Origin of the sequence: Zymobacter palmae (genome assembly GCF_003610015.1) — a bacterium.
In the GTDB taxonomy this organism is placed as follows: domain Bacteria; phylum Pseudomonadota; class Gammaproteobacteria; order Pseudomonadales; family Halomonadaceae; genus Zymobacter; species Zymobacter palmae.
The window spans coordinates 1,620,086-1,646,252 of sequence record NZ_AP018933.1 but is presented as its reverse complement, the minus strand read 5'-3'; the positions used below and the strand labels follow the sequence as shown (position 1 = coordinate 1,646,252).

25 protein-coding genes, 1 tRNA gene and 2 rRNA genes are annotated in these 26,167 nt (G+C 53.4%); 20 read left to right on the top strand and 8 right to left on the bottom strand.

Annotated elements, in window-relative coordinates; genetic code table 11:
• Positions 1–192: 192 nt before the first annotated feature.
• A 23S ribosomal RNA gene (locus tag ZBT109_RS07395) occupies positions 193–3,092 on the top strand.
• Between the two features lie 123 nt (positions 3,093–3,215).
• A 5S ribosomal RNA gene (rrf, locus tag ZBT109_RS07390) occupies positions 3,216–3,331 on the top strand.
• 976 nt (positions 3,332–4,307) lie between these two features.
• Here rrf and ZBT109_RS07385 read toward each other — a convergent pair.
• Both ZBT109_RS07385 and ZBT109_RS07380 read right to left on the bottom strand, forming a co-directional pair.
• On the bottom strand, positions 4,308–4,607 hold the full coding sequence (locus tag ZBT109_RS07385) for a hypothetical protein (RefSeq protein WP_027705593.1): 300 nt from the start codon (positions 4,605–4,607) through the stop codon (positions 4,308–4,310).
• A gap of 221 nt (positions 4,608–4,828) precedes the next feature.
• A complete protein-coding gene (locus ZBT109_RS07380; RefSeq protein WP_027705592.1) occupies positions 4,829–5,188 on the bottom strand; it encodes a histone-like nucleoid-structuring protein, MvaT/MvaU family in 360 nt (119 codons plus the stop codon).
• 457 nt (positions 5,189–5,645) lie between these two features.
• Between ZBT109_RS07380 and ZBT109_RS13830 the strand changes: the two genes are divergently transcribed.
• The 10 genes from ZBT109_RS13830 to ZBT109_RS07335 all read left to right on the top strand — a co-directional run bounded on the left by ZBT109_RS13830 (position 5,646) and on the right by ZBT109_RS07335 (position 15,187).
• Positions 5,646–5,786: a hypothetical protein gene (locus ZBT109_RS13830; protein ID WP_169734013.1), complete on the top strand. Its 141-nt coding sequence runs from the start codon at positions 5,646–5,648 to the stop codon at positions 5,784–5,786.
• A gap of 290 nt (positions 5,787–6,076) precedes the next feature.
• Complete coding sequence (locus tag ZBT109_RS07375) at positions 6,077–6,604, top strand: hypothetical protein (RefSeq protein WP_145984501.1); 528 nt, start codon at positions 6,077–6,079, stop codon at positions 6,602–6,604.
• Between the two features lie 82 nt (positions 6,605–6,686).
• Positions 6,687–6,763: transfer RNA gene (locus ZBT109_RS07370), tRNA-Pro, on the top strand.
• 574 nt (positions 6,764–7,337) lie between these two features.
• Positions 7,338–7,589 (top strand): GlsB/YeaQ/YmgE family stress response membrane protein, encoded by a 252-nt coding sequence (locus ZBT109_RS07365; RefSeq protein ID WP_038278733.1) that lies wholly within the window; start codon positions 7,338–7,340, stop codon positions 7,587–7,589.
• A 1,985-nt stretch (positions 7,590–9,574) separates the two neighbouring features.
• A complete protein-coding gene (locus tag ZBT109_RS07360) occupies positions 9,575–10,486 on the top strand; it encodes an NAD(+) kinase (RefSeq protein WP_027705589.1) in 912 nt (303 codons plus the stop codon).
• Between the two features lie 15 nt (positions 10,487–10,501).
• On the top strand, positions 10,502–11,479 hold the full coding sequence (locus tag ZBT109_RS07355; protein WP_232012826.1) for a metallophosphoesterase: 978 nt from the start codon (positions 10,502–10,504) through the stop codon (positions 11,477–11,479).
• Between the two features lie 69 nt (positions 11,480–11,548).
• Positions 11,549–12,457: a rhomboid family intramembrane serine protease gene (locus ZBT109_RS07350; protein ID WP_027705587.1), complete on the top strand. Its 909-nt coding sequence runs from the start codon at positions 11,549–11,551 to the stop codon at positions 12,455–12,457.
• A gap of 138 nt (positions 12,458–12,595) precedes the next feature.
• Positions 12,596–13,519 (top strand): DUF2797 domain-containing protein, encoded by a 924-nt coding sequence (locus ZBT109_RS07345; RefSeq protein ID WP_232012825.1) that lies wholly within the window; start codon positions 12,596–12,598, stop codon positions 13,517–13,519.
• A gap of 11 nt (positions 13,520–13,530) precedes the next feature.
• Entirely contained in the window at positions 13,531–14,025 is a 495-nt protein-coding gene (locus ZBT109_RS07340; protein ID WP_038278731.1) for a GNAT family N-acetyltransferase, read from the top strand.
• A gap of 583 nt (positions 14,026–14,608) precedes the next feature.
• A complete protein-coding gene (locus ZBT109_RS07335) occupies positions 14,609–15,187 on the top strand; it encodes an LOG family protein (RefSeq protein ID WP_027705584.1) in 579 nt (192 codons plus the stop codon).
• Between the two features lie 58 nt (positions 15,188–15,245).
• On the opposite strand, the gene ZBT109_RS07330 is transcribed toward ZBT109_RS07335, so the two are convergent.
• On the bottom strand, positions 15,246–15,695 hold the full coding sequence (locus tag ZBT109_RS07330; protein ID WP_027705583.1) for an NADAR family protein: 450 nt from the start codon (positions 15,693–15,695) through the stop codon (positions 15,246–15,248).
• On the opposite strand from ZBT109_RS07330, the gene ZBT109_RS07325 reads away from it, so the two are divergent.
• Complete coding sequence (locus ZBT109_RS07325; protein WP_232012824.1) at positions 15,695–16,825, top strand: 5'-nucleotidase; 1,131 nt, start codon at positions 15,695–15,697, stop codon at positions 16,823–16,825. The genes ZBT109_RS07330 and ZBT109_RS07325 overlap by 1 nt on opposite strands.
• Before the next feature lie 105 nt (positions 16,826–16,930).
• Here ZBT109_RS07325 and ykgO read toward each other — a convergent pair whose 3' ends face one another.
• Entirely contained in the window at positions 16,931–17,074 is a 144-nt protein-coding gene (gene ykgO / locus ZBT109_RS07320) for a type B 50S ribosomal protein L36 (RefSeq protein WP_027705582.1), read from the bottom strand.
• A 127-nt stretch (positions 17,075–17,201) separates the two neighbouring features.
• Between ykgO and ZBT109_RS07315 the strand changes: the two genes are divergently transcribed.
• Positions 17,202–18,004 (top strand): IS5 family transposase gene (locus ZBT109_RS07315; RefSeq protein ID WP_120185348.1). Its coding sequence is split into 2 segments (ribosomal slippage): positions 17,202–17,532 and positions 17,532–18,004, totalling 804 coding nucleotides; the frame shifts between segments, so codons are not numbered across the junction.
• A 9-nt stretch (positions 18,005–18,013) separates the two neighbouring features.
• On the opposite strand, the gene ZBT109_RS07310 is transcribed toward ZBT109_RS07315, so the two are convergent.
• Positions 18,014–18,271, bottom strand: coding sequence for a type B 50S ribosomal protein L31 (locus ZBT109_RS07310; RefSeq protein ID WP_027705833.1), 258 nt, complete (start codon positions 18,269–18,271; stop codon positions 18,014–18,016).
• A gap of 332 nt (positions 18,272–18,603) precedes the next feature.
• On the opposite strand from ZBT109_RS07310, the gene ZBT109_RS07305 reads away from it, so the two are divergent.
• Genes ZBT109_RS07305 through ZBT109_RS07285 form a run of 5 tightly spaced genes read left to right on the top strand, consistent with a single transcriptional unit; the run spans position 18,604 to position 22,581 of the window.
• Positions 18,604–19,383, top strand: a complete 780-nt coding sequence (locus ZBT109_RS07305) for a transporter substrate-binding domain-containing protein (protein WP_197714323.1) — start codon at positions 18,604–18,606, stop codon at positions 19,381–19,383.
• A gap of 13 nt (positions 19,384–19,396) precedes the next feature.
• Entirely contained in the window at positions 19,397–20,062 is a 666-nt protein-coding gene (locus tag ZBT109_RS07300; RefSeq protein WP_027705831.1) for an amino acid ABC transporter permease, read from the top strand.
• Positions 20,062–20,718: an amino acid ABC transporter permease gene (locus ZBT109_RS07295; protein WP_038278949.1), complete on the top strand. Its 657-nt coding sequence runs from the start codon at positions 20,062–20,064 to the stop codon at positions 20,716–20,718. The genes ZBT109_RS07300 and ZBT109_RS07295 overlap by 1 nt, the downstream gene beginning before the upstream one ends.
• Positions 20,699–21,427, top strand: coding sequence for an amino acid ABC transporter ATP-binding protein (locus tag ZBT109_RS07290; protein ID WP_027705829.1), 729 nt, complete (start codon positions 20,699–20,701; stop codon positions 21,425–21,427). Before ZBT109_RS07295 ends, ZBT109_RS07290 begins: the two co-directional genes overlap by 20 nt.
• An 11-nt stretch (positions 21,428–21,438) precedes the next feature.
• A complete protein-coding gene (locus ZBT109_RS07285; protein ID WP_051524082.1) occupies positions 21,439–22,581 on the top strand; it encodes an amidase in 1,143 nt (380 codons plus the stop codon).
• A gap of 74 nt (positions 22,582–22,655) precedes the next feature.
• Here the strand turns inward: ZBT109_RS07285 and puuE are convergent, their stop codons facing one another.
• From puuE to ZBT109_RS13825, 3 genes are read right to left on the bottom strand one after another with little or no spacing between them, the layout of a single operon-like run.
• Positions 22,656–23,585 (bottom strand): allantoinase PuuE, encoded by a 930-nt coding sequence (gene puuE / locus ZBT109_RS07280; RefSeq protein ID WP_038278943.1) that lies wholly within the window; start codon positions 23,583–23,585, stop codon positions 22,656–22,658.
• Positions 23,572–24,342 carry an aspartate/glutamate racemase family protein gene (locus ZBT109_RS07275; protein WP_051524078.1) on the bottom strand — a complete coding sequence of 257 codons (771 nt, stop codon included), beginning with the start codon at positions 24,340–24,342 and terminating at the stop codon, positions 23,572–23,574. The genes puuE and ZBT109_RS07275 overlap by 14 nt, the downstream gene beginning before the upstream one ends.
• 43 nt (positions 24,343–24,385) lie before the next feature.
• Positions 24,386–24,562, bottom strand: a complete 177-nt coding sequence (locus ZBT109_RS13825) for a hypothetical protein (protein WP_156934047.1) — start codon at positions 24,560–24,562, stop codon at positions 24,386–24,388.
• Between ZBT109_RS13825 and ZBT109_RS07270 the strand changes: the two genes are divergently transcribed.
• The gene (locus ZBT109_RS07270; RefSeq protein ID WP_051524076.1) at positions 24,561–26,051 is read left to right on the top strand and encodes an NCS1 family nucleobase:cation symporter-1; all 1,491 of its coding nucleotides are present in this window, start codon (positions 24,561–24,563) and stop codon (positions 26,049–26,051) included. The two genes, ZBT109_RS13825 and ZBT109_RS07270, sit on opposite strands and share 2 nt — an antisense overlap.
• Positions 26,052–26,167: the final 116 nt, after the last annotated feature.

Here is a 26,167-nt window from a genome sequence, read left to right as displayed (position 1 = left end):
TCTTGCTCGCAGTATTGCTCTTTAACAATGTAAATCATGCTGATGCCAAGTCCAATGGAACGCCGTCAGATTTTACTTCCTCGGAAGTAGCATCCGATAGGCCGTGACATTGGCAAATGAGATACGTCTCAAGCGTATCCGGCGAAAATTGTTTTCGTTTGAATCGTGATCTATGACTCTTTCGGGTTATATGGTCAAGCGATTAAGCGCACACGGTGGATGCCTAGGCAGCCAGAGGCGATGAAAGACGTGATAGCCTGCGATAAGCATCGGGGAGGTGGCAAATGACCTTTGATCCGGTGATCTCTGAATGGGGAAACCCACCCGTCATAAGACGGGTATCCTTACCTGAATACATAGGGTATGGAGGCAAACCGGGAGAACTGAAACATCTAAGTACCCCGAGGAAAAGAAATCAACCGAGATTCCCCCAGTAGCGGCGAGCGACCGGGGACTAGCCCTTAAGTCTTAGTTGTATTAGCGGAAGTGTTTGGAAATGCACGCCATAGTGGGTGATAGCCCCGTACGCGAAAATGCAATTAAGGTGAAATCGAGTAGGTCGGAGCACGTGAAACTTTGACTGAACATGGGGGGACCATCCTCCAAGGCTAAATACTCCTGGCTGACCGATAGTGAACCAGTACCGTGAGGGAAAGGCGAAAAGAACCCCAGTGAGGGGAGTGAAATAGATCCTGAAACCGTGTGCGTACAAGCAGTGGGAGCAGACTTGTTCTGTGACTGCGTACCTTTTGTATAATGGGTCAGCGACTTATTCTCAGTAGCGAGCTTAACCGTATAGGGGAGGCGTAGGGAAACCGAGTCTTAAATGGGCGACATAGTTGCTGGGAATAGACCCGAAACCGGGCGATCTATCCATGAGCAGGTTGAAGGTTGAGTAACATCAACTGGAGGACCGAACCGGGATCTGTTGAAAAAGATTCGGATGACTTGTGGATCGGAGTGAAAGGCTAATCAAGCTCGGAGATAGCTGGTTCTCCTCGAAAGCTATTTAGGTAGCGCCTCATGTATCACCGCCGGGGGTAGAGCACTGTTTCGGCTAGGGGGTCATCCCGACTTACCAACCCGAGGCAAACTCCGAATACCGGTGAGTGCAGCATGGGAGACACACGGCGGGTGCTAACGTCCGTCGTGAAAAGGGAAACAACCCAGACCGTCAGCTAAGGTCCCAAAATCTTGGTTAAGTGGGAAACGATGTGGGAAGGCTCAGACAGCTAGGAGGTTGGCTTAGAAGCAGCCACCCTTTAAAGAAAGCGTAATAGCTCACTAGTCGAGTCGGCCTGCGCGGAAGATGTAACGGGGCTCAAACCAAGTACCGAAGCTACGGGTTCAACACTTAAGTGTTGAGCGGTAGAGGAGCGTTGTGTAAGCCTGCGAAGGTGTGCTGTAAGGCATGCTGGAGGTATCACAAGTGCGAATGCTGACATGAGTAACGATAAAGGGAGTGAAAACCTCCCTCGCCGGAAGACCAAGGTTTTCTGTTCGACGTTAATCGGAGCAGAGTGAGTCGGCCCCTAAGGCGAGGCCGAAAGGCGTAGTCGATGGGAAACAGGTTAATATTCCTGTACCAGACAGTACTGCGATGGGGTGACGGAGAAGGCTAGGTGAGCCAGGCGACGGTTGTCCTGGTGAAAGTATGTAGGCTGAGCAAGTAGGCAAATCCGCTTGCTTAAAGTCGAGATACGAGACGAACTGATTCCTCGGACTCAGGAAGTCATTGATGCCACGCTTCCAGGAAAAACCTCTAAGCTTCAGGTACTGTGTGACCGTACCCCAAACCGACACAGGTGGTCAGGTAGAGAATACCAAGGCGCTTGAGAGAACTCGGGTGAAGGAACTAGGCAAAATGGCACCGTAACTTCGGGAGAAGGTGCGCCGGCGTAAGGTGAAGAGACTCGCTCTCAGAGCCCCAACCGGTCGAAGATACCAGGTGGCTGCAACTGTTTATTAAAAACACAGCACTCTGCTAACGCGTGAGCGGACGTATAGGGTGTGACGCCTGCCCGGTGCCGGAAGGTTAATTGATGGTGTTAGGACTCGTCCGAAGCTCCTGATCGAAGCCCCGGTAAACGGCGGCCGTAACTATAACGGTCCTAAGGTAGCGAAATTCCTTGTCGGGTAAGTTCCGACCTGCACGAATGGCGTAATGATGGCCACACTGTCTCCACCCGAGACTCAGTGAAATTGAAATCGCTGTGAAGATGCAGTGTTCCCGCGGCTAGACGGAAAGACCCCGTGAACCTTTACTATAGCTTCACACTGGATGCTGATGTTGTCTGTGTAGGATAGCTGGGAGGCTTTGAAACTGTGACGCCAGTTGCAGTGGAGCCAACCTTGAAATACCAGCCTGACATCATTGGCGTTCTAACTTGCTACCGTTATCCGGTAGAAGGACAGTGTGTGGTGGGTAGTTTGACTGGGGCGGTCTCCTCCCAAAGAGTAACGGAGGAGCACGAAGGTACCCTCAGTACGGTTGGAAACCGTGCAGTGAGTGCAAGAGCATAAGGGTGCTTGACTGCGAGACAGACACGTCGAGCAGGTACGAAAGTAGGTTCTAGTGATCCGGTGGTTCTGTATGGAAGGGCCATCGCTCAACGGATAAAAGGTACTCCGGGGATAACAGGCTGATACCGCCCAAGAGTTCACATCGACGGCGGTGTTTGGCACCTCGATGTCGGCTCATCACATCCTGGGGCTGAAGTCGGTCCCAAGGGTATGGCTGTTCGCCATTTAAAGTGGTACGCGAGCTGGGTTTAGAACGTCGTGAGACAGTTCGGTCCCTATCTGCCGTGGGCGTTGGAAGTTTGAGAAGAGCTGCTCCTAGTACGAGAGGACCGGAGTGGACGAACCTCTGGTGTTCCGGTTGTCACGCCAGTGGCATTGCCGGGTAGCTATGTTCGGACGGGATAACCGCTGAAAGCATCTAAGCGGGAAGCCCCCTTCAAGATGAGACTTCCCTGGGGCCTTGAGCCCCCTAAAGGACCCTCGAAGACTACGAGGTTGATAGGCACGGTGTGGAAGCGCAGTCAATGCGTTGAGCTAACGTGTACTAATGGTCCGTGAGGCTTGACCATATAACCCCAAAGGGTTATGGACACGATCCGAAAACAACGGATACGCGACGAGACGATCTCGGCCCAGCATGATTTACAGATTTAGGTCGCGGTGCCCTAGGCATCGAGACCGAACCGAATACGCTTGACGACCATAGCGAGCGGGTACCACCTGATCCCATGCCGAACTCAGAAGTGAAACCGCTCAGCGCCGATGGTAGTGTGGGGCTTCCCCATGTGAGAGTAGGTCATCGTCAAGCATCTTTACTAAATACCCCCGGCCAGCAATGGTCGGGGGTATTTGCTTTGGGGGCTTTGGGGGGGAGGGGCCAAGGCAGCAGGCTAAGGCTGAAGGCGGGTGATAACGGCCGCGCCTGCCCTCGTCGCTAAGAAGCACAGATGAGCGGCCAGAGCCAAGAGAAGAAGGGGAGCAGCGCAACCTAAGGCCCTGCCACCGAAAACGGCAGGCACCCCAGTAACGCATCGCCCCCGGCGCGCTGTGTGAAGGTTGTCCGCTTGTCTATCCTACATTCTGCATCGACATCACTTTGACCTATTTCGCGCATTCATTTTATCTATAGCATGAATTCTTCAGCAGTCTTTTATGCCCATTTTTGAGCTGTTGTGTGCTCCTCTAACAACTGTTCGGGCGATGCCGCGAACATCAAGACGTATAGTCTCTGAGCCAAAGCGCTTGATCAGCTGCTGTGGGTCGACAGTTGTTCTTCGGGGCTTCGACATTTTTTCAGTGCCACCGATGGTGATCGGCTGACTGTCGGCTTTTTAGAAAGCATTCACTAGGCGCTATGATTCTGCACTGATTTTTTATGATATTGGTTGATGCATACCCGAATCTCGTTAAGATGCAGCTTAAGTAACTCGCACGCCTTTTAGCTCTTCTTTTATACTTTCAGCGCAACATGATGATTACATCAATAAAAGTTAACCCTTAGTCCTCTCTGCTTGGCATTTTAAGCCACAAAAAATTATCTAATTTTGCAAAATATAGACAATCTGCTGAATATCATATTGATAGATTGATCAATATGATATTTAAAGAGAGCAAATGTAAAGATAGTAGGTGTGAAAACAGGAAGCTGCTTTTGTGTGGCAGATATAATGCTTTTTGCTATGTGCAGATCGTTATAGCTTGGCGATCGTATTTGGTTACGAAATTAATAACTGTTTGGTCAGGAGTGTTAAACAGCCGCACTAAAATGCGGCGGTAGTCTTCATTCAGGCATCACGTTCCAGTCGCTCTATCTCTGCAACGATGTAGGCAGCTGCTCTGATCAGGTTGCGGCGTGGGCTTGTTGAGGGATGCCAGCCGTCTTCGTTCCACGGCCATAGTTCTTTAGCATCTCTCTGCAAGATTTCGCGTAGTTCTAATGGGTAAAAGCTGGTCGTCGCTGCAGATAGGTATGCACCAGCAGCATGCGTGATGCTTCCATCAATGTACTGGTCTGCTTCTTGGGGCGGAAGGGTGCCCTTGATGAGTCGACGGTGCTCGTGGCGTATCTCTGTGTAAATTTCCATGGTGTTCCATTAAGCATTATTTTAGATCAACCTTGCCCCTCTATGTATCGGCTTGTCTGCTTTTGGCTATAACAAAGGAAACTGACTAAAATACGCAGTGATCTATGTATTGCGATGTCACGGAAGAGAACAACTGCCATGCCTCTATTTTTGTTGTGTGGCATGGCGTGCTTTAGGGTATGTTCAGATATGGTGTATGGGCTTGCGGAGGGAATCGTTGGTCAGTAGCGCCAAGTCTCAACGACATTGGCTCCATACTGAGCTTTCCATTCTTTCAAGGTGCGGTGGTTAGCACCTCGGGTTTCGATACGTTCTTGCGTATAAGGGTTCAAATACGACTTGACTGGGCGACGACGGGTCGACGCTGTATAGTCGGCAACAAGCGAACTGATATCTCCTGGCATTACCATTCTGATAACGCTTTCAATATCTTGATCGTACTCTTTCACCAATGCGTGCAGGCGTGTGGCAAACTCTTGATCGAGAGCAATGGCTGGATTCTGCTCAATTTGCTCAAGTTCCGCCTGCAAGCGCTCGATTTCTGCGCGCTTTTCATAGTAGGCGGCAAGTGCGAGTGTCATCTTCTTTCTTCCCTGTTTGATAATGGTAAATCCTGTCGAGAGTATAATGCGTCATGCGACGTTGATAAAGGTAGAAGGTCAACATGATAAAAGCAATTGGCAGCAAGGCACTTCTTCATCTCCTTACTTTTAAAACATTTCTGATGTTAAATATGCTTGAGCTGTAATTTATTGCGTGGATGGTTTTATTGTAACCACCAGTTATAGCCAGTAACGTGGAATGATTATTTATCTCCCGCATGGTTATGGATAATTAACTTATGCTCCCGAATATTTTTTGTATGCCAGTAGACTCATGGTGAATAGGTAAGAATTGCGGATTCCGCTCTTGCAATACGTGCATATTCTAGATTTTTTTCATTTTATTTAGCATGGTCCGGGGGCGATCACTATGCTGTTTGGGCGTAGAATGAAGATCAGACATTCCTGATGACTGTCATGGGATAAAGGAGCCACTATGAAGAAATTCGCTATGTTGCTGGGAGGTATCGCTACGGTACTGACCCTTTCTGGATGCCCTTGGTGGATGGGACCTCCTCCTGATGGTGGCCCTCATCACGGTGGCGGTGGCCCGGGCGGGTACCACGGTCATCCTTAATGTAGTAGATATAGTAGAGGTCAAGCCTTGTATTTTAGGGGGCTTGGCCTTTTTTTGAATTGCACTCCATAATGCATAACCCGTTAATTAAGTGTGGGTTGGGTGAGCGCAAAGGGGGACACCTAATCATCTATATTATGTATGGTGCAACGAGAAATTTATCACTTCATCCTTCATTTTTTGATTAGGGCATTTATTATTTCTGTAGTTTCATGCCACACCTTTAGGCTGTTCATATTATGGAGTGCATATGCCACTCTTATCTATAATAATTTTTCTTAAAGGATAAGATGATGGACTATAAAGATATTGCTTGCCGCCTAGAGGGTGATTTGCCGGATGTTGCCGCTTTGTTAGAGGGAAAGCGAGCTGCCATGGTGGCCTTTGTGGTCGCCACCGTGCTTGGGGTATCTCCTGAGCCAGACGCTATCTGTAAGGCATTGGATGCGGATATGGTTGCTGCCGTTCAAAAACTTAAGGCATATGACATAGCGGCTAAGCTGGACCAAGTGACAGAGCCAAAGGATAATTCGGATGCCGGTCGCTCAGATGTTGCTTCGGCGCGTGACATGCAGATAGAAGCTTTACATAAGGGAAAGGGCGATTTCGCGAACTGGTTTGCTGTTATCGTTTTCCTGTCATGCTTTGCTATGATCGGCGTCATGTTGCTGCATGGGGCGGCGACCATCAATGATAGCATGCGTTTCTATGTGCTCGGTTTCCTGCAGTCCGTTGTGATGGCGATTGTTGGCTTCTACTTTGGTTCTTCTGCCCCTAGTCGCAAGCAGCATGCAGCATTGCTGGGGCAGGCCAAGTAGAAGCACAACTTTAGGGCTTTCTTTTGCAGGAACAGTGGTGTATAGTACGTTCCGTACTCAGGGAGTCCTCTCTGTTGTATTTCGGAGCGTGGCGCAGCTTGGTAGCGCGCTGCAATGGGGTTGCAGAGGTCGCAGGTTCGAATCCTGTCGCTCCGACCATATTTTTAAAGGCAGAACACTTTCGAGTGTTCTGCCTTTTTATATGTGAAAGATAAGATCCTTGCCGATTTTATGCCACTCCTTCTCTCATCTCTCCATTCCGTATGCCACGGGAAAGCTAATCTATATTTTACCTCACAGAATCATATTGTTAAGGCATATGTTCCATATGGTAGAAAGCGATAAATAATATTGGGGATTGAATGTAACCATCCTATTTTCATTTTAATAGTGTGCTTTAACTTACAGCATCTATATGCTGTATGTCATTGTTAGCTATTCTGCTATTTTAATGTGGTAGATTCTCCTATCTGTGCAAAAAAATATATAAACAGGAGAAGAGCCGTCCTTTTCTGAAAATCAGTAGGCCTTGCATAGACACATAGACAAGTTTGGATATCTAATGTGCACCGTTACTTTGCTATAGGCATCAGTCGTGCATTTTTGTGTCTGCCTTGGAATGAGAGCTGGAATAATCCCGGCAGCTACTGCTATTCTGGTGAGCAAGGGAAGGGCTGGATGCTCATGCCCTTGTCTGAGCAATAACACTCTCATGAATGACAGGAGGTCTATCATGTCTGGACTAGGTTGGATTCTGTGGCTGATCGTCGGTGGTCTTGCCGGTCTCATCTCAGGCAAGCTGATGCGTGGAGAAGGCTTCGGGCTGTTCGGTAACATCATCGTTGGTGTTGTCGGTGGTTGGTTCGGTGGCTGGATTCTGCCGGTCGACCCCCACAGTGGTAGCTTCTTCGGCTCACTGATCACGGCCATCATCGGTGCTGTGATTCTGCAGTGGATCGTTAGCTTGGTCACTCGTAACCGCTAACATTATCCAAATTTGCGCTGCAATGACGCGTGAATGCTGTGCATAGAAGATGAAGGCTAAGTCTCGTACTTGGCCTTCATTTTTATAGGTAGATGCAACCTTGAAGCGCTAGCTATACATATCGTAGATGCCTGATGATGATTTTTTTCATAGGAGGGGGACCCGTTTATAGTTATTGCATAGGCACTCTTCTCGCTAGCGGCCTATTGAGTATAATAGTCTTATTTTTAGCATGGCTACTTATAGCAAGTGTGCAGGGTTTTTAAATATATAAATAAATATGAAAATATCATAAATGACTTGAATTGAAGGTGTGAGAGTTTTCAGATTTGCCTGATGCCTGATGCCTGATGCCTGATGCCTGATGCCTGATGCCTGATGCCTGATGCCTGATGCCTGATGCCTGATGCCTGATGCCTGATGCCTGATGCCTGATGCCTGATGCCTGATGCCTGATGCCTGATGCCTGATGCCTGATGCCTGATGCCTGATGCCTGATGCCTGATCTATTGGGTAGGCTGGCTTATCGCCTAATATATAATATGTATATTTATGGATTCTTATTTTTAATTAGTCAAAGCAGTTATTTTTCGACTGGTTATCTTGTTGTGTGTTAAAAATATTATTGTTATCGCGAAATAACAATAATGTGTCTGTTTTTTAGACTGGCATAGAAATGATATGTTTTATATTAGTGTTCATGATGTTTATTTTTAATATCTTATTGTCTGGAAGTAATGTGAATTTTAGTTTGAGAAATAATCCGCTGTATTTGTTATTTTTTAAACTATCTTTATAGGTCGTTTCATAATCTGAGTGGTGATTTTGCCCTTGCTAGGACAAACGGTTTTTCTGCGCTTTTTTGAATTGAACCTCTATCAATGGCAGAGATATTGAGGTTATGAAATATACTCTTGATTTAATTTGTCCAAAACTATTTATGCTTATCAATTAATATACAGTGTGATTTTTGAGTTTTAAGATTTTATAATTGATAAATATTCATTGGCGCCTATGTTGTTTGAATATTTATTTGTATTATAATTTTTGGAATTTACTTTTAATGAATTTTTGCTAAGGGCGTGTTTCATAACCCCAATACCCATGTCATTGAAGGAAATTCAAACCAGAAAATTGCGGTAAAAGATGTCTATTTTAGAAGGGAAAAAGTAATCGCTCAGGTTATGAAACAGTCTCTAAAAAGCTCTTTTAATAGCATAAAACTAATGTCTAATCTCACAGCGTAGGGTTGTTTATTAGATTATTTTTGTGTGTCATTATTAAGCATTCATCGCTAAAATGGCATTGCTTGTTTGCCTGCTAGATTCCTAGTAAAGAGTCTCCCTCTTTTTGCGGTGGAAGTGCATTGACAGTTTAGGAGCATATGTTGCTCTGGAAGCGAGCAGGTGAGAAGCCTTATTCATTATATTGGCTGTAATAAAGTACAGGGTGACGCTGGTATTGCTTCATCTTTATATAAGTTTTATTTTCTGACGTCATATTAAAAGTATACGCTTGTACTGCGATACCCCGGGCATGGATGTGCGCTGAATTAGTGCATGAGATTTTTCTCTGTTTGCTCGATTGCTTGTATGCGATTCGACTACCACCGCTGTCTTGTAGTGAGAGACGGTATGCTGACAGGCTCGCAACGAGCATGCGCTATGTGCATGCCTTGATAAGCAATGTGTGGGGGCTACATGATGTGCTTTAGCGCTTGGCTCATACCACTTAACAAAAGGCATTTTGGCTTTAAGCCAAGGCAGCGCAGCAGGAGCATCTTTGGGTTTCATGAAAGAAAAGAAGAGTGCTCGGGGCCATGTGTATCGCTTATCGCAAAATCCGAATGTCTGTGTCGTGAGATATGGGCGTGAAATGCGTATGATATTGCACTATGGCGTGAGGAACCGTCGCAATGCATTGCGTTGCTGTCATGGTCTGCGTGGCGTATGCCCATGCTAGGCTTTCTGAAATGGATTTGAATAATGCCTCATTTCAAGACCGTTGGACTTGTCATGCGCCCAGGCAGCCATCATTCCGATGAAACGCTGGGGCAGGTGCTGGATATTCTTTCTCGCCACGAGATCGATATCATATTGGACGAACGCATTCTTGCTGCCGAAATCGGCTGTATCAGTGATGGCTGTGATGTCTCGCGCCTGCCGAGAGCGGCCCTCGAGACGCTCGGGCGGCGGTGTGACATGGTGATCGTTATCGGTGGCGATGGCAGTATGCTGGGCGCTGCTCGCACGCTATGTTTGACCGGTACGCCCGTGCTGGGTATCAATCGCGGTCGTGTCGGTTTTCTGACCGATATTTCAACCGCTGACCTTGAGTTGCGCCTAGAAGAGATCTTGTCCGGTACGTATGTGGCGGAGCACCGCTTTCTGCTGGATGCGTTTATCATGCGTGAAGGCCGTGTCGTGTCCTGTGCGCATGCGCTCAATGATGTCGTGCTGCATTCGGGGCAGGTGGCTCGAATGGTGGAATTCACGCTGTTCATTGATGATCAGTTCGTGTATCGCCAGCGGGCAGATGGCCTGATTGTGGCAACGCCGACAGGTTCCACGGCCTATGCGCTGTCAGCGGGCGGGCCAATGTTGCATCCGTCGCTGGAGGCAATGGTATTGGTGCCGATGTTTCCTCATGTGCTGTCGAATCGTCCTCTCGTGATTGGAGCGGCCAGCAAGGTGTCACTGCGTATCGAGCACGGGCCTGATCCTGCTCCACAGTTGAGCTGTGATGGTCAGACTCGGTTGGTTCTGCAGCCGGGCGATAGGATCGATATCATCCGCAAGCCGCAGCGTTTGGTGTTGCTGCACCCTCAATCGCACGATTATTTCGATAGCTGTCGTAGCAAGCTCGGCTGGAGCAGCTCGACTCAGGAGTGTCCATGACCTTAGGTAGCCTTCATGTCAGACCGATCTGGTAATATCGGCATGCCTATACGCATGTTCGAAACGTCGTCATTGGATCTTATCGGCGATGCACATGGCTGTGCTGCCTTACTAGAGGCTTTGCTGGATCGGCTGGGATATCGTCCTGATGCAGCAGGTGTATTGCGCCACCCGACGCGCAAGGTTGTCTTTCTGGGCGACATCATCGACCGCGGACCACAGATACGTGAGGCTGTGGCGATGGTGCGCCGTATGGTCGAAGGGGGCGCGGCGTACGCGATCCTGGGTAATCACGAGATCAATGCGCTGCGCGCCTGCCGGCTTGAAGTTCGACAGCGTCACTCGCGCCAGCGGCAGGTGCTCAAGGAGACGCTGGAGCAATATGCCCGCTACCAAAAGGAGTGGGATAGCGCGCTGGATTGGTTCGCACAGCTGCCATTGTGTCTTGAGATGGCTGGTATGCGTGCTGTTCATGCGTGCTGGGATGAACGATTGATGCGCCCCTTCTTGGAGCGTCAACCGGACGGGCGCCTGACGCCCGAGCAGCTTCAGCGTTCGCTTGATCCTCAGTCGTTCTTTTTCGATCTGGTGGATCGAGCCACGCGCGGTCCGCAGTTGAACTTGCCTGGTAACCTGTGCATTCACGGGCGCGATGGCATTCAACGCAAGGCGTTCCGTACCAGTTTCTGGCATGCACAGCCTCACGTGTATGGCGATGTGGTCTTTCAGCCGGACCCTTTGCCGCACTGCATCGAAGAGCGGCCCTTGCAGGAGCGCGAACTGAACCAGTTGGTGTACTATCCGCCGGATCAGCCCCCTTTGTTTTTCGGCCACTACTGGCGCAATGGTCATCCCTCGTTGCTGACCCCTAATGTTGCCTGTCTGGATTACAGTGCCGTCAAGGGTGGTCATCTTGTGGCATATCGTTATGATGGCGAGCAGGCACTGTCGGCGGACCGTCTAGTATGGCAGTCGGCTAACGATCTCGCTTAATGAATGTATCCCGGTGTTCGCCATACCTGGAATGGTCTGGATTCACCGCCAACCAGGAGCTTCGCGCCTATGTCGACGGTCTATCGATTTTCTGCCGAAGAGGAGCTGGCAACGCTGCGTCAGTGGCTCTGGCACGAACACATTAGCCATTACTATCGTCAGCAGGACGGCGCTCAGCTCATCATCCTGATCAATGATGCACAGCAAGGCCCGGCCAATGTGCTGGTGGAGCGCTGGCGGCGCAACGAATTACCGCCGCTATCGTCGATGTCTTCCGCCAAAGGGCTGGTAGATAGAGGACAGTGGCGAAGCCTCAAACGGGCCTTGCATCACCAGCCGGTGACCATGGTGCTGTTGCTGGCATGCGTGGTCATCTTCCTGCTGGCGGCGGTAAACGGCAATGCGGTGTACTACGCTCTGTCCATTTTGTCGCCCAATGCTTGGCCCAGTGTGGAGGACACGCTTCATATGCATGCGGCTCTGGCCGCTGTTTTGCAGGCGCAGGAGTGGTGGCGTCTGGTCACGCCCATCTTCATTCATTTCAGCTTGGCTCATCTCGTATTCAACATGCTGTGGTTATGGGTCTTTGGTCGTCACATTGAGCGAGATGAAGGTTCTGTCTACTGGGCCGGGCTGGTTCTGCTGTGGGGCATCTTGTCTAATCTGGCGCAGCTTCTCTACGCGGGACCTGCCTTCGGGGGAATGTCCGGCGTTGTGTATGCTGTCATGGGGTATCTGTGGGTCGAACAGCTCACGGGGCGTCGGCGCATACCGGTGATGCCTGGCTGGCTGCTGTTCATGGCGGTGCTGTGGGCGCTGTGGGGGGTGGTTAATACGATGGGGTTGAGTCATAACGTTGAGATGGTCAGCAACATGGCTAATGCTGCCCACTTTGGTGGACTGTTCGCCGGCTGCGCTACGGCACTGATGTCGGCGTTGTGGCATAGATTTACGGATCGGCGGCGTGCGATGCACTAACTCCTGCTGACATGCTTTGTCGAAAAGCCCTCCACTGATGTGGGGGGCTTTTTGTTAGGTCAAGCAAATTGTTGGGCTAAGCAACGCTCATCAAGCAGCATGATCTACCGGATACCCATTAGGAGATGGGCGGCGTTTATGGTGGGTAACGTTCTGGCGCTGTGCCTGAACTGCTATTATAGGCCTTCATTACGAGCGGTTATCTTTATCTTTTCGCGTGGCGGTGTGGGTATGCAAATGGAAGGCGCATTGCGCAAGATGGCCATTACGGCTGATGAGGAGGGCAAGGCACACTATGCGCTCAGACTGGATGACAGTGCACTGCCGCTCAACGGTGCGGTAGGTCGAACGGTCCGCTTGGTTTGGACGGGTGCTATTCGTTGCGTGCACTGCCAGCGCTCTACCAACAAGAGCTTTGCCCAAGGGCACTGTTATCCCTGCTTTAAGCGGCTGGCCAGCTGCGATACCTGCATTATGAGTCCTGAACGTTGCCACTATGCGCAGGGAACGTGCCGTGAGCCGGCATGGGGTGAGCAGCATTGCATGGCACCTCATCTGGTGTATCTGGCCAATAGCTCGGCGTTGAAGGTCGGGATCACCAAACCGTCTCAGCTACCGACACGCTGGCTGGATCAAGGTGCCACCCAAGCGGTGCCTATTCTGGACGTTGATAGTCGTCTACAGTCGGGTTGGGTCGAAGATACGTTGCGTTCAGAGATCAGTGATCGCACCTCGTGGCAGGCCATGCTTAAAGGCGAAGCTGCTGAACTGGATATGGCGGCTTTGCGTACCCGTGTGCTTGCGCAGTTCGAACCGCAATTGGATGCGTTGCGTGCCCGGTGGGGGGCCGATGCTATTCGTGTGCGAAGTGATGTGCCGCGCCGTTTTCATTACCCTGTGCAGGCCTATCCTGCGAAGGTGAAGTCTTTCAATCTTGATCGACAGCCCATCGTTGAAGGGCAGTTGATGGGGCTGAAAGGGCAGTACCTGATCCTCGATAACGGGGTCATCAACCTGCGCAAGTACGCTGGCTACCACGTTGACTTCAGCGTTGTGTCATAGGGGGGCACGTGATGTCATCTGCTTCGGATGTACTGGCACTGCGCCCCGCGGTGCTGACTGATCTGGATGCTTTGGAAGAACTGGAGTTCGACTGCTTCGATTCGGATCGCTTTTCGCGCCGCCGTTGGCGCTATCTGCTCACACAGGCACATGCTGTCACGCTGGTGCTGGAAGACCCCCAAGCGGCACATGATGATGAACGCTTGCAAGGTTATGCCATGGTGCTGCTGCGAACCCACAGCCGCCGTGCACTGCTGCATTCGCTATGCGTTCACCCCCAGGTGCGGCGCCATGGACAGGCCCTGCGACTGCTGGCGGCCTGCGAGGCGCGGGCCATTGCTGCGGGGGCTGATACGCTATGGCTTGATGTTCACGTCGATAATCATGCCGCACTGCGTCTTTACCAGCGATGCGATTATCATCGCTACAGCTGGGAAGATGAAGTATATGAAGATGGGGGGGCCGCATGGCGGATGGAGAAGCGCCTAGCGCACGCCGCCATTTAGCCCGCGTGTGGAGGGCGGCATCGTATGATCAAACCGTGTGAAATGGTTGTTCACGGCGGTCGTTAGGCAATGAAGGTAAGAGCATGTGTCATACCTCCAATCCCCGTGTCGTCGAAGGGACCTCAAACCACAAATCTGCGGTAAACGCCGTCTATTTTAGAAAGGGAAAAAACAATTACTCAGGTTATGAAACAGCCTTTAAGTGATTGAGCAATAGAGCGGCTTGGTATCGGTGCGGTGAGTTTATTGCGTGATGGCGTCATACACGCGGCAGCGACTTTCCATGGCGAGCGTTGAGTAACAAAAGCTATCGGGTGTTTGTGATGGAGTGCCCAAGTGAGGCCAGCTACTTGGCAGGTAGGCCATGAAACCGTTGTTGTGTGCTAGGCGGTTTTTCATACCGGGCAGTGCAGGGTTGCCTGAAGAGTATGTTTGTATGGCTTGAGCAAAGGTCGGCAGCCTTTGGGTGTTTCAGGTTGTCGCAGAGCCTGTTGAGCCGACAAAAGAGGCTTGTCGAAGAGTGGCTGTGCTTTTACATTAGACTCATACCTGTGTTTTTCCACATGCCTGTCTGGGAGGCGTCATGTCGGCGATCTGTTTTTTTTGCGGTTCCGCTCCGGGTAATGATCCCCTCTATCAGCGCGATATTGCCGCGCTCATCGAGACACTGGCACAGCATGAGTGCTCATTCGTGTATGGGGGAGGCAAAGTTGGACTGATGGGGGTTGTTGCTGACGAAGGTCTGAAGCATGGCGCGTCAGTCACCGGAATCATCCCTCGGCACTTGGTTGATCATGAGCTGGCGTACACTGGGCTGACCGAGCTGGTTGTGACGGATGACATGCATCAGCGTAAGCTGGCCATGGCCCAGCGTTCGGATGCGTTCATCGCGTTGCCCGGTGGTGTGGGTACGCTTGAGGAGATCTTCGAACAGTGGACGTGGAGCCAGATCGGTCTGCATGCCAAGCCGTGTGTGTTCTTCAATACGGGAGGCTTTTTTGACCCGCTGATTGCGTTCCTGCAGAAGGTGGTCGACAAGGGGTTTATGAAGCCGCAGTACCTTGAAACGCTGATCGTATCGGATGATCCCGATGAAATCGTCGCGCGTCTGAAAGGCTATACGGCACCCGTAGACAAATGGTCCAAGGTAGTCGAGGCATAAGCGTAGCGCCTTCGTGCCGAAGAACGGTTGTGCAATGCCACCGATCTTCGGCACTGAATCACATCCGTTCTGTTCGCAGGTGTTCGCGCACTTCCATAAGAATCGTGCCGAGCATGTTTTTGCCAGAGCCATCACCACCATCTCCCCAATAGGCATCTTTGGACGTGTGCTCTATCAGCAGACGATCTCCCGTGCTGAGCAGCAGCGCGCTGGCTTCTTCATGCTGCGAGAACTTTTGCAGCACAGCATGGCGCATCACTTCATTCTTGATGCTTTCCCAGTCCTTTCTCAGCGGCAGCTTGCGGTTGCGGCCGATTTCTGCTGCTTCACTTGCCTTGAAGCAGCGTTGAATCTGTCGCTGGATAGCCGGATCAAGAAACTTTTGTGCCTGGAAATAGTGTTCGACTGTCCGCCAGCGCGTTTTGCCTTCCCAAAAGCCATAACGGTGAAAGTTTGAAAATATGCCGTACTCATCATTGGCACGATAGAAATAAATGGGCGTGTTCAATGAGTCTATCCCTATTCACAAAAAATAAAATTATTATAGAGTGGTATTATCAAGTAAGTGATAACGGTGACATGGTAGTCTGCGGGCAGGGAATCAAGCAAATAAGAGTAGGGAAAATAACGATGCCGTATGATTTGAAGAACAAGCTGGTCGTTGGGGTGGCCTCAAGTGCTGTATTTGATCTGACAGAGTCCGATGCTGTATTTAAAGACCGCGGTGAAGAAGCTTATCGCAAGTTTCAGCAAGACCATCTCAATGACCCCCTAGCGCCGGGAATGGCGTTTCCTTTTATTCGACGCTTGTTATCCATTAACCATATTGCAAGCAACCCCGGTGATCCGTTGGTGGAAGTCATTCTCTTGTCGAGAAATGATCCGGATACCGGGGCAAGGGTAATGAAGACCATTGAGCACCATGGGCTTGGTATTACACGTGCCATCTTCATGCAGGGAAAATCACCCTGTGCTTATATCCCTGCACTCAATATTTCGCTGTTTTTGTCCGCTAACGAAAAGGATGTTCGGCATGCCATTGAGCAAGGACATCCCGCAGGGCAGGTGCTGAATTCGAAGTTTGCGGATGACGATGATGAGACGCTGCGCATTGCCTTCGACTTTGATGGCGTTTTGGCCAACGATGAATCGGAGTCGGTGATGCAGGCTTCGGGGCTGAACGCATTTCATGAACATGAGGTGAAGAACGTGGCTCATCCTCACAGCCCCGGTCCTTTGCAGGATTTCGTCGTCAAAATTTCCCGTATTCAGGCGATTGAAGAAGCGTACAAGAAGCAGCATCCGGGCTATCAGAACCGGATTCGGGTATCAATCGTGACGGCGCGCAATGCACCGTCGCATGAACGAGCGCTTCAGTCGCTGAAAAGCTGGGGTGTTATGGCTAACGAAGCGTTTTTTCTGGGAGGAATCGAGAAGAAGGCGGTGCTTGAGGTGATGAAGCCGCATATATTTTTCGACGATCAACCCGTGCATCTCAAGGCCGCCAGTGAGGTCGTGCCTTCCGTGCACGTGCCCTTTGGTGTTGTTAACGCAACGTCTTCCAGAGTCGAGGCGTTGACGCCGACACCGAAGCACTTCTGGTTCTCTGGAGCGCTTAAGCGACTGAGAAATGGATGAAAAAACACCGCTATAGAGCGTGGCCTGCTTTATAGCGGTGAATCTCGTCATATGTCATAAAGGTACAGCAGTACTGCAGGAAAGAAGGGTGATGGTGCAGCGGCACTAGCGATGAGCGTGTGAGCGCCCTTGCACCGCCTTGAAGCGTGGGTTGCTTTTGCAAATCACGAAGACGCGACCGCGGCGTCTAACGATCTGGCAGTCGGGATGGCGCTTTTTGGCCGATTTCAGCGAAGAGAGATACTGCATGAACGGATCTCCTGACAGATAAAGGCGATGACCCCTGTGCGGATGGGCCGTCGATAACCGCAACCGTGACTTAGAGAGTGTTTCAAAACCCCTTGAAAAAAATCATGTTGCCTAAAAGTCTCACTGCATGGCTACTTCACTACTTCCTGACGAACTCTGGTATATCATCCAACCTCTTCTCCCCGAGCACACGCCAGACCCTCGCGGAGGAAGGCCTCGTGTATCTGACCGACAAGCGCTGTCTGGCATCTTGTTCGTACTGATGACAGGGATTCCTTGGCGACATCTGCCTACTTCTCTAGGGTTTGGCTCCGGCCCCACCTGTTGGCGACGGCTGAAAAAGTGGCATGAGGCTGGCGTTTGGCAACAACTCCATCATGAGCTGTTACACCGCCTGCATCTGGCAGATCGCATCGACTGGGAACGCGCCTGCGTGGATGGCTCATCCGTAAAGGCGAAAAAGGGGGATCTGCCGTAGGCCCTAATCCCACCGATAGAGGACGTTTGGGATGCAAGCGTCATCTGCTGACGGATGGCAATGGCGTACCGTTGGTAGTGCTTTTTTCTGGTGCGAACATGCACGATAGCGTTCCGCTGACGGCGTTACTGGAAGCGATACCTAAGCTGCAAGGCACTCGCGGCCGCCCTCGGCATCGCCCGAACAAACTGCACGCTGACAAAGCCTATGACTACGAGCGTTGTCGAGAAGCCTGTGTTGTTCGAGGTATCAGTCCGCGGATAGCGCGCCGCGGCAAGGACAGTAGTACGAGGCTAGGCAGGCACCGCTGGGTGGTAGAACGCACTTTTGCATGGCTCAATCACGCTAAACGGCTAGCCGTTCGGTACGAACGCCGACTCGATATTTACTGCGCCTTCACGTTGCTGCGATGTGCCATGATCTGTTTTAAGAAGCTGATGTTGGGGTTTTGAAACAGCCTCTTAGTGCAGAGCCTTGATGTCACCGAAGCGGCGCTGGAAGCGCGCTGCGCGACCTTCGGAGTTGATGGTGCGCTGCTGACCGGTATAGAACGGGTGTGAGGCCGAAGACACGTCGAGGCGTACCAGTGGGTAGGTGTTGCCGTCTTCCCACTCGATGGAGTCCTTGGTCTCAATCGTCGAACGGATCACAAAGTAGGCGTCGGCGGTAGTGTCGTGAAAAACGACAGTGCGGTAGGTCGGGTGAATGCCGGGTTTCATGGCGGTTTCCTCGATGAATGGGGCTGGCCTGCATATCGGTGTCGGGTCAGGTATCAATGTTGTTATGTTATAATGTATCAATTTTTCGATGTCAAGCGGTGCACCATCGTCAGGCAAAGTGACCACTTGGGGGACCGATAGGAAGGTCGCTATAGGCAGAGAATGGCTTGAGGCCGCTTTCCTTGGGCGGCTGCACCATTCTGGCATGTTCCTTGCTTCATGCTATGGCACATCACGTGATGTGAAACAGGCGGATGCGAGGGATCCTCATGCGGATAAGGCAATACGCGGCGTTCTGGCGCCTTCTTTGGGCGGTGGCGGGGGTGTGTGCTATGGCGGTGGCGTCAATAACGTCATCGCAGGCATGTGCCGCCGATCTGGCCGACATCCAGCGTAGAGGTGTTATTCGTGTCGCTGTGCCGCTGGACTACCCCCCTTTTGGCACGATCGCGCCGGATCTCACGCCTATTGGTTACGACATCGACACGGCCCACTATTTGGCTAATCGGCTGGGGCTGTCGCTGGAGCTCGTGCCGGTGACCAGTGCCAACCGTGTGGCCTATCTGGTCAGCGGGCGCGTCGATCTGGTGATCTCATCATTGGGACGCACCGCCGAGCGTGCACGTACCATCGACTTTTCCGTTCCCTATGCGCCGTTCTTCTACGGTGTGTTCTCTGCGCGTGATGAAGGAATGTGGGCATCGGCCGATGCGCTGGCGGGCAAGACCATCGGCGCGACGCGCGGGTCGCTTGAGGAGCTGCAGCTCAGCACCATGGCGCCCGCGACGACGGTGATCAAGCGCTACGAAGATAACGTCACCACGCTGGCGGCGTTCACGTCAGGCCAAGTGGACTACATCGCTACGGGCACGCCCATAGCCGCATCGCTGGTACAGCAGGGTGGAGCCCGTGTACCTCACCCCGTGTTGCTGCTCAAGAACTCGCCGTGTGCCGTTGGGCTGCGTAAGGATGCTCCCGTTCTGCGTGAACGTGTCAATGCGGCTATCGAAGCTGGCCTCAACGATGGCACGTTCGAAGCGATGTCGCACCGTTGGTTCGGTGTCGGCTTGCCTGCGGACATGCAGCCTTCTCATACGCTCATAGCCCCCTGACGAGGTCGAACTCATGCTGGATTTTCAGGCCTTGTGGCCTTATGCCTCCTTGCTAGCCCACGGGCTGCTGACAACGCTGTGGCTGACGGCGATCGCAATTCTGCTGGGACTGGCGCTGTCCATGGTGCTGGCGTGGTGGCGTGTGCAGTCGCCGCGTGCGGTACGTCAGTGCATTCAGGGTTACATCGAACTGATACGCAATACGCCGTTTTTGGTACAGCTGCTGTTCATCTACTTCGGTATTTCGGCGACCGGCATCCATCTGCCGGCGGCGGTCTGCGCGGTGGTGGCCATGACGCTGAACTTGGCGGCCTACGCTACGGAAATCATTCGTTCCGGCATCGCTTCCATCCCACGCGGGCAGCGCGAAGCCGCTCGTGCACTAGGGATGTCGCCCTATCAGGTGTACCGCTACGTCATTCTTACTCCTGCGATGAGCCGTGTTTTTTCGGCGCTTTCTGGGCAGTGCATCATTGTGATGCTGGGGTCGGCGGTTATTTCGCAGATTTCCGTCGAAGAGCTGACGTCGGCGGCCAGCTTCATTCAGTCGCGCAACTTCCGCAGCATGGAAGCCTATCTGGTGGCCTCGGCCTGTTACCTGGGACTGGCGCTGTTGATGCGGCAGGGATTCAACTGGCTGGATCGGCGCTGGTTTGGTTTCAAGGAAGGAGAACGCTGATGGCGACGTTCACACTGTGGGACATCGTGCGTGACCTGCTGATGGGGCTGCGCTGGACCGTGTTGCTGTCGCTGATTGCCTTTGTCGGCGGTGGCGCCGTAACGGTGCTGTGCGTGTGGGGAAGGCTGAGCGGCATGCGCTGGGTAAATCGGCTGATCTCAGGCTATATCGCGTTCTTCCAAGGGACGCCACTGCTGATGCAGCTGTTCCTGATTTTTTTCGGTCTGTCTGTTTGGCAGATCAATCTGTCGCCGCTGGTGGCGGCGTCGGTGGGGTTGACGCTGTTCACTGGGGCCTTTCTAGCGGATATCTGGTGGGCGGCGTTTCGCGCCATTTCTAAAGGGCAGTGGCACGCGGCACGCGTTCTTGGCATGACGCGCGCACAAACGGTGCGCTACATCATCGTGCGCCAAGCGTTTCGTCATGCAATTGCCCCGACCGTAGGGCTGGCCGTTCAGGTCATCAAGAATACGGCGCTGGCGTCTGCCATCGGCGTGGCTGAAATGACCCGTATTGCGTCCATCATCAACAACGCCACGCTGCAGCCGCTGACCCTGTTCGGGCTGCTGGCGCTTGGTTATTTCTGCCTCTGCTATCCGCTTTCGCGCTATGCACGTCACCTAGAGGAGCGCCTCGATGTTAATGGTTCGCGTTGATGCCTTATACAAGGCTTATGGAGAAAACGAAGTCCTTAAAGGGGTCGATCTGCGCATCGAGGAAGGTGAGGTGGTGTCGATCATCGGGCGCAGTGGGTCGGGCAAGAGCACGTTGCTGCGCTGCCTGAACCAGCTGGAGTTACACGACAGTGGCAATATCGAAGTGAACGGTCAGCGCCTTGATGCAGAGCGTATGACGCCACGCCAGCTCAGCGAAAACGTGGGCATGATCTTTCAGAGTTTCAACCTGTTTCCTCACTACACCGTTGGGGAGAACGTGATGCTGGCGCCGGAAGTAGTACAAGGGCGCTCTCGTCAGGAAACCGAGCCACTGGCGCGGCAATTGCTGGCATCGGTTGGTCTGAGTGAGAAGTTCGATACTTGGCCGGGCCTGCTGTCGGGTGGCCAGCAGCAGCGCGTGGCGATTGCCCGGGCGCTGGCGATGTCGCCTAAGGTGCTGCTGTGTGATGAGGTGACTTCAGCACTTGATCCCGAGGCCGTCACTGAAGTGCTGCATATCATGGAGTCGCTGGCGCAAAAGGGCATGACGTTGATTCTGGTAACGCATGAAATGCGCTTTGCCCGTGAAGTGGGCGATCGGGTGGTCTTCATGCATCAAGGGCGCATCCACGAGCAGGGGCCGGCTAAAGAGGTAATGAATAACCCACAGACACCAGAATTGCAGCAGTTTCTGGCCGCATCGCGCTAATGGAGGCGTTCATGGATAAGCGGGTATGGGCTGAGCGAATCGTATCGACAGCGCGTGGAGACGGACCCTTGGCCGGGCTGCGTTTGGCCGTCAAGGATATGTTCGATATCGCTGGACATGTGACCGGCGCGGGTAACCCTGACTGGGCCGCTACCCATGCTATACCGACGCGGACGGCCCCCTGTGTAGAGCGGCTGTGTCAAGCGGGGGCGCTGCAGGTGGGCAAGACCCAGACCGATGAGCTGGCCTATAGCCTAAACGGTGCCAATATGCACTACGGTACCCCCTTGAATCCTGCAGCGCCCGACCGACTGCCCGGTGGTTCATCGTCGGGGTCAGCCGTTGCCGTGGCCAGCGGTGATGCTGACATTGGGTTGGGGACGGATACGGGCGGTTCGATTCGCGTGCCGTCCAGCTACTGTGGCCTATACGGTCTACGCCCCAGTTGGGGAGCAATCGACATCAGCGGTACGGTGCCGCTGGCGCCTCGCTTCGATACGGTGGGGTTTATGTGTCGCTCACCGAGCGTGTTGGCGCAAGTTGGTGACGTGCTACTGCCGCGTAGCGAAACGACCGCGGCAGCAGAAGGGGTCTATTGGTTGGCCGCGGAAGGTCTTTCGGTCGATTTGAATGTGATCGGCGTGCGTTGTGCGCAGATGCACGTGCCATTGCTGGGGCAGCATGCATTGACCACGGCGTTTATGGCGCGGGCTAGCCAGGCCTTTCGGGTTCTACAGGGACGTGATATATGGCGCACGCACGGTGACTGGATCACATCTACCCGTCCACGCTTCGCTCCCGATGTTGCGGCTCGCTTCCAGTGGGCGGCTAGCCTAAGCGAGGCGGATGGCGTACAGGCGCAGCGGCAGGCCGACAGCGTGATCGCCCAACTGTGGCAGTGGAGTGGCCGCGGTCGCTATATGCTGGCCTTGCCCAGTACGCCGGGGGCCGCGCCGTTGCTAACGCTACAGGGCGACGCTCTGGCGCACTATCGTGAAGCGCTGATGGGGATGACCGCGTTGGGTGGGCTCTGGGGCGCGCCCGTACTGGCCGCTCCATGGCTGACGGATCAGCAGGCTCCTTGGGGGGTGTCGCTGCTGGCGGCCCCCGGTAATGACCGCTGCCTGTTGAATGCCGCCTGTCAGTTGACCTGACCCTATCATGGCCAAAGCCCCTTGCTGGTGAAGGGGCTGTGGGGAGGCATGTACTCATAGAGGATGCCGTGTGGTTAGGCTGCGCCATAGGGATGGTGAGTCATCCAGTGGCGTGCGATATCCGCCCGGCGCGTGACCCAGACACGGTCATGGGCTTCGATATGATCAAGGAAGCGCTGCAGAGCACGGAAACGCCCTGGGTGGCCGACCAGGCGTGCATGCAGTCCGATCGACATCATTTTCGGTGCTTCTTCTCCTTCGGCATATAACACATCGAAGGTGTCGCGCAGGAAGGCGAAGAACTGATCGCCGCAATTGAAGCCACCCGGAGTAGCAAAGCGCATGTCGTTAACGTTTAGCGTATATGGCACAACTAAATGAGGATGAACGGTGCCATCCGCGGTGGTGATGTCCATCCACAGAGGTAGGTCATCGCCGTAGTAATCACTGTCGTAAAGAAAACCGCCGTGTTCGACGACTAACTGGCGCGTATGGGGTGAATCGCGCCCGGTGTACCAGCCCAGTGGCGGGTGCCCGACCAGTCGCGTCAGTGCTTCAACGGCGCGCGCCATGTGTACACGCTCTTCTTCGATGCTGCGTTCCTGATAGTGCAGCCAGCGCCAGCCGTGACTGGCGATTTCGTGCCCTTGTTCGATCAACGCGTGCGCAATTTCGGGGCAACGCTCCAGCGCCATGGCCACACCGAAGGCCGTCAGCGGCAACTGACGACGCTCGAATTCACGCAGGATGCGCCATACCCCAGCACGCGAGCCGTATTCATACATGGATTCCATGCTCATGTGGCGGCCGGGGTAGGCCTGAGCGCCGATGATCTCTGATAGAAAGGTTTCGCTGTGCGTGTCGCCGTTTAGCACACAGTGCTCGCTGCCTTCTTCGACATTGAGGACGAATTGCACCGCAATACGGGCTTTGCCGGGCCAGCGGGGATCAGGGGTATGTCCCGCGTAGCCGCGCAGATCGCGGGAAGCGTTAGTAGGTGTCATGGACAGCGGCTCCTGTCGAGGGGGAGGTAGAAAGCAGTGATGCATATGGGCCCAGAGCCGCCTTGGCGGCCGGGTAGGCATGATCGCGATGTTTGACAGGGCGTAGCCCTTGATGCACCAGCCCTTCAAGCAGCTGAATGCCCGCGCTGACCCCGTCGACTACGGGCAGGCCGACGGCATCGCTCAGCTCGGCGGCCAGATCGGCCATGCCCGCACAGCCCAGCACGATGGCATCAATGTCATCTTCCTTAGCGGCGCGCTGGCATTCCTGCAGAAGCAGTGCACGGCATTCTGTGTCGGCATGCTCCAGAGACTGCACGGGTACGTTGCAGGCACGCAGACGAGCGCACTGCTGGGTCAGGCCAATCCGCTGAACGATACGTTGAGCGGTAGGAAGGGTACGTGCCAGCGTGGTGACGACGGAAAAGCGCTCACCCAGCATGGCCGCCGTGCGCATGGCTGATTCGGCGATGCCCAGCACCGGTACGCTACTCAGCTCGCGCACGGCGTCGATGCCAGGGTCACCGAAGCAGGCAATCAGAATGCCGTCTGTCGCCTGGTGCGCTTCGAGCGCCTGCGCGTGCAGCAGTAGGCCGGGAATGGCCAATGCGTCGTCGACATGGCTTTCCAGCGATGCCGGGCCCTGCGTCGACGTCAGTACCTCAACGTCGGCCGTACGCCGTGCCTGCTGAGCGACCTGAAGAATCTTGTCACTCATTGCTTGGCTGGTGTTGGGATTGATGATGTGCAGTTTCATGAAATGAGGCCTGAATGAAAAAGTGCATCTGCAAGGAAATGGGTCAGGCGATACAAGCAAGTTTCAGGCCATGACGGTGCGCTGGCTGTACAGAATGGTGCGGTGGGAGAAAGTTGGCACGGTTATTGAAGGGAGAACCGCGGGCATCGGCCAGGCGATAGATGATGTCCGCCACGACGCAGACCAACAACAATGCCATTTCGTCGAAGGTGCTTCCCATGTCTTCTCCCAACACCGTGTCGATAGCCGCTTCTGCTCGAAGCCGTACTGTCGATGAACGACCGCAGAGCCTGCGGCACAGCGACCGTCTCTATAACGAGGATCTTGCGCCCGCTGCACAGCGATGGGGTGCGTACAACATCGCCGCATTCTGGATGTCGGATGTGCACAGTGTGGGAGGCTATCTGGTCGCGGCCAGCCTGTTTGCCCTCGGGCTGAGCGGTTGGCAGGTCATGGTGTCGCTGTTGGTCGGTATCGTTGCGGTGCAGTGGGTCGCCAATATCATTGCCGCACCTTCTCAGAAAGCCGCCGTTCCGTTCCCGGTCATCTGTCGGATGAGCTTCGGCGTGCTGGGTGCGAACGTGCCCGCATTGGTGCGCGGTGTCATTGCTGTGTTTTGGTATGGCATTCAGACCTTTTTGGCCTCAAGTGCGTTAATGATGGTGCTGCTGCGCTTCTTTCCCGCGATGAATGAATGGACACACCTTTCCTTTCTGGGCCTGTCGCAGCTGGGATGGTTGTGCTTCGGTGCGTTGTGGGCCGCACAGGCACTGGTCTTCTGGCGTGGTATGGACACTATCCGTCGCTTCATCGACTGGAGCGGTCCGGCCGTCTATGCCGTTATGTTCATTATGGCGGGGTGGCTGTGTTATCGCGCAGGATGGTCGAACATTCACTTCACCTTGGGCGACCGCGTGCTAACACCTAAGCAGCAGCTGTGGCAGATGGTGATCGCGGCCATGATCGTGATTGGCTATTTCTCAGGCCCCACGCTGAACTTCGGCGATTTCAGCCGCTACGCATGCTCAATGAGTGCGGTGCGCAAGGGCAATTTCTGGGGGCTGCCGGTCAACTTTCTGGTCTTCGCGGCAACTACTGTGGCGATGGTATCCGCAACGCTGCCTGTGTTTGGTGAAATGATCGACGACCCGATCGCCACTGTGGCACGTCTGGACAGCGATGTCGTGGTTATTATCGGGGCACTGACCTTTGTGACGACGACGATCGGTATCAATATCGTGGCCAACTTTGTTTCGCCAGCGTTCGATTTCTCCAACGTTGCGCCGCGCTGGATCAGCTTCCGGGTGGGCGGGATGATCGCGGCTGTCGGGTCGGTGGTGCTAATGCCGTGGAAGATGTTCGCCAACCCCGAACTGATTCACTATACGGTCGAGGCGCTGGCTGCGGTCATCGGCCCGATCTATGGCGTGTTGTTGGTGGATTACTATCACGTGCAGCATCGCCGGGTGGACATTGATGCACTGTTCAGCATGCAGACCCACCGGCCTTACTGGTACCGCAAGGGCGTCAATCCGAGTGCTATCGGTGCATTGGTAATTGCGTCCGTGGTATCACTAGGACTTAACTTCGCGCCTTATTTCGGTGATCTACATCACTTCTCGCTGATTGCCGGTGCGCTGACCGCAGCTGGAATATATGCGCTATTGGCAAGAAATCTGCGGCAACAGCGGCTTGGAGGCGCGCTGTAATAGCCGCTGTGCCGTACGTTGTATAGACGGCAGTGCTCCTTGAGGGGCACTGCTGTTCTGTCGTTTCTGAATCCCCGTGTTTTCCGGAACGATGACGTTTACTGAACAATAAAAAG

What these genes read in the sequence shown, in the direction of transcription:
- ZBT109_RS07385 (WP_027705593.1), bottom strand. Translation starts at nt 4,607, where the DNA reads ATGGAAATTTACACAGAGATACGCCACGAGCACCGTCGACTCATCAAG.
- ZBT109_RS07380 (WP_027705592.1), bottom strand. Translation starts at nt 5,188, where the DNA reads ATGACACTCGCACTTGCCGCCTACTATGAAAAGCGCGCAGAAATCGAG.
- ZBT109_RS13830 (WP_169734013.1), top strand. Translation starts at nt 5,646, where the DNA reads ATGAAGAAATTCGCTATGTTGCTGGGAGGTATCGCTACGGTACTGACC.
- ZBT109_RS07375 (WP_145984501.1), top strand. Translation starts at nt 6,077, where the DNA reads ATGATGGACTATAAAGATATTGCTTGCCGCCTAGAGGGTGATTTGCCG.
- ZBT109_RS07365 (WP_038278733.1), top strand. Translation starts at nt 7,338, where the DNA reads ATGTCTGGACTAGGTTGGATTCTGTGGCTGATCGTCGGTGGTCTTGCC.
- ZBT109_RS07360 (WP_027705589.1), top strand. Translation starts at nt 9,575, where the DNA reads ATGCCTCATTTCAAGACCGTTGGACTTGTCATGCGCCCAGGCAGCCAT.
- ZBT109_RS07355 (WP_232012826.1), top strand. Translation starts at nt 10,502, where the DNA reads ATGTCAGACCGATCTGGTAATATCGGCATGCCTATACGCATGTTCGAA.
- ZBT109_RS07350 (WP_027705587.1), top strand. Translation starts at nt 11,549, where the DNA reads ATGTCGACGGTCTATCGATTTTCTGCCGAAGAGGAGCTGGCAACGCTG.
- ZBT109_RS07345 (WP_232012825.1), top strand. Translation starts at nt 12,596, where the DNA reads ATGGTGGGTAACGTTCTGGCGCTGTGCCTGAACTGCTATTATAGGCCT.
- ZBT109_RS07340 (WP_038278731.1), top strand. Translation starts at nt 13,531, where the DNA reads ATGTCATCTGCTTCGGATGTACTGGCACTGCGCCCCGCGGTGCTGACT.
- ZBT109_RS07335 (WP_027705584.1), top strand. Translation starts at nt 14,609, where the DNA reads ATGTCGGCGATCTGTTTTTTTTGCGGTTCCGCTCCGGGTAATGATCCC.
- ZBT109_RS07325 (WP_232012824.1), top strand. Translation starts at nt 15,695, where the DNA reads ATGAGTCTATCCCTATTCACAAAAAATAAAATTATTATAGAGTGGTAT.
- ykgO (WP_027705582.1), bottom strand. Translation starts at nt 17,074, where the DNA reads ATGCAGTATCTCTCTTCGCTGAAATCGGCCAAAAAGCGCCATCCCGAC.
- ZBT109_RS07310 (WP_027705833.1), bottom strand. Translation starts at nt 18,271, where the DNA reads ATGAAACCCGGCATTCACCCGACCTACCGCACTGTCGTTTTTCACGAC.
- ZBT109_RS07305 (WP_197714323.1), top strand. Translation starts at nt 18,604, where the DNA reads ATGGCGGTGGCGTCAATAACGTCATCGCAGGCATGTGCCGCCGATCTG.
- ZBT109_RS07300 (WP_027705831.1), top strand. Translation starts at nt 19,397, where the DNA reads ATGCTGGATTTTCAGGCCTTGTGGCCTTATGCCTCCTTGCTAGCCCAC.
- ZBT109_RS07295 (WP_038278949.1), top strand. Translation starts at nt 20,062, where the DNA reads ATGGCGACGTTCACACTGTGGGACATCGTGCGTGACCTGCTGATGGGG.
- ZBT109_RS07290 (WP_027705829.1), top strand. Translation starts at nt 20,699, where the DNA reads ATGTTAATGGTTCGCGTTGATGCCTTATACAAGGCTTATGGAGAAAAC.
- ZBT109_RS07285 (WP_051524082.1), top strand. Translation starts at nt 21,439, where the DNA reads ATGGATAAGCGGGTATGGGCTGAGCGAATCGTATCGACAGCGCGTGGA.
- puuE (WP_038278943.1), bottom strand. Translation starts at nt 23,585, where the DNA reads ATGACACCTACTAACGCTTCCCGCGATCTGCGCGGCTACGCGGGACAT.
- ZBT109_RS07275 (WP_051524078.1), bottom strand. Translation starts at nt 24,342, where the DNA reads ATGAAACTGCACATCATCAATCCCAACACCAGCCAAGCAATGAGTGAC.
- ZBT109_RS07270 (WP_051524076.1), top strand. Translation starts at nt 24,561, where the DNA reads ATGTCTTCTCCCAACACCGTGTCGATAGCCGCTTCTGCTCGAAGCCGT.
- ZBT109_RS13825 (WP_156934047.1), bottom strand. Translation starts at nt 24,562, where the DNA reads ATGGGAAGCACCTTCGACGAAATGGCATTGTTGTTGGTCTGCGTCGTG.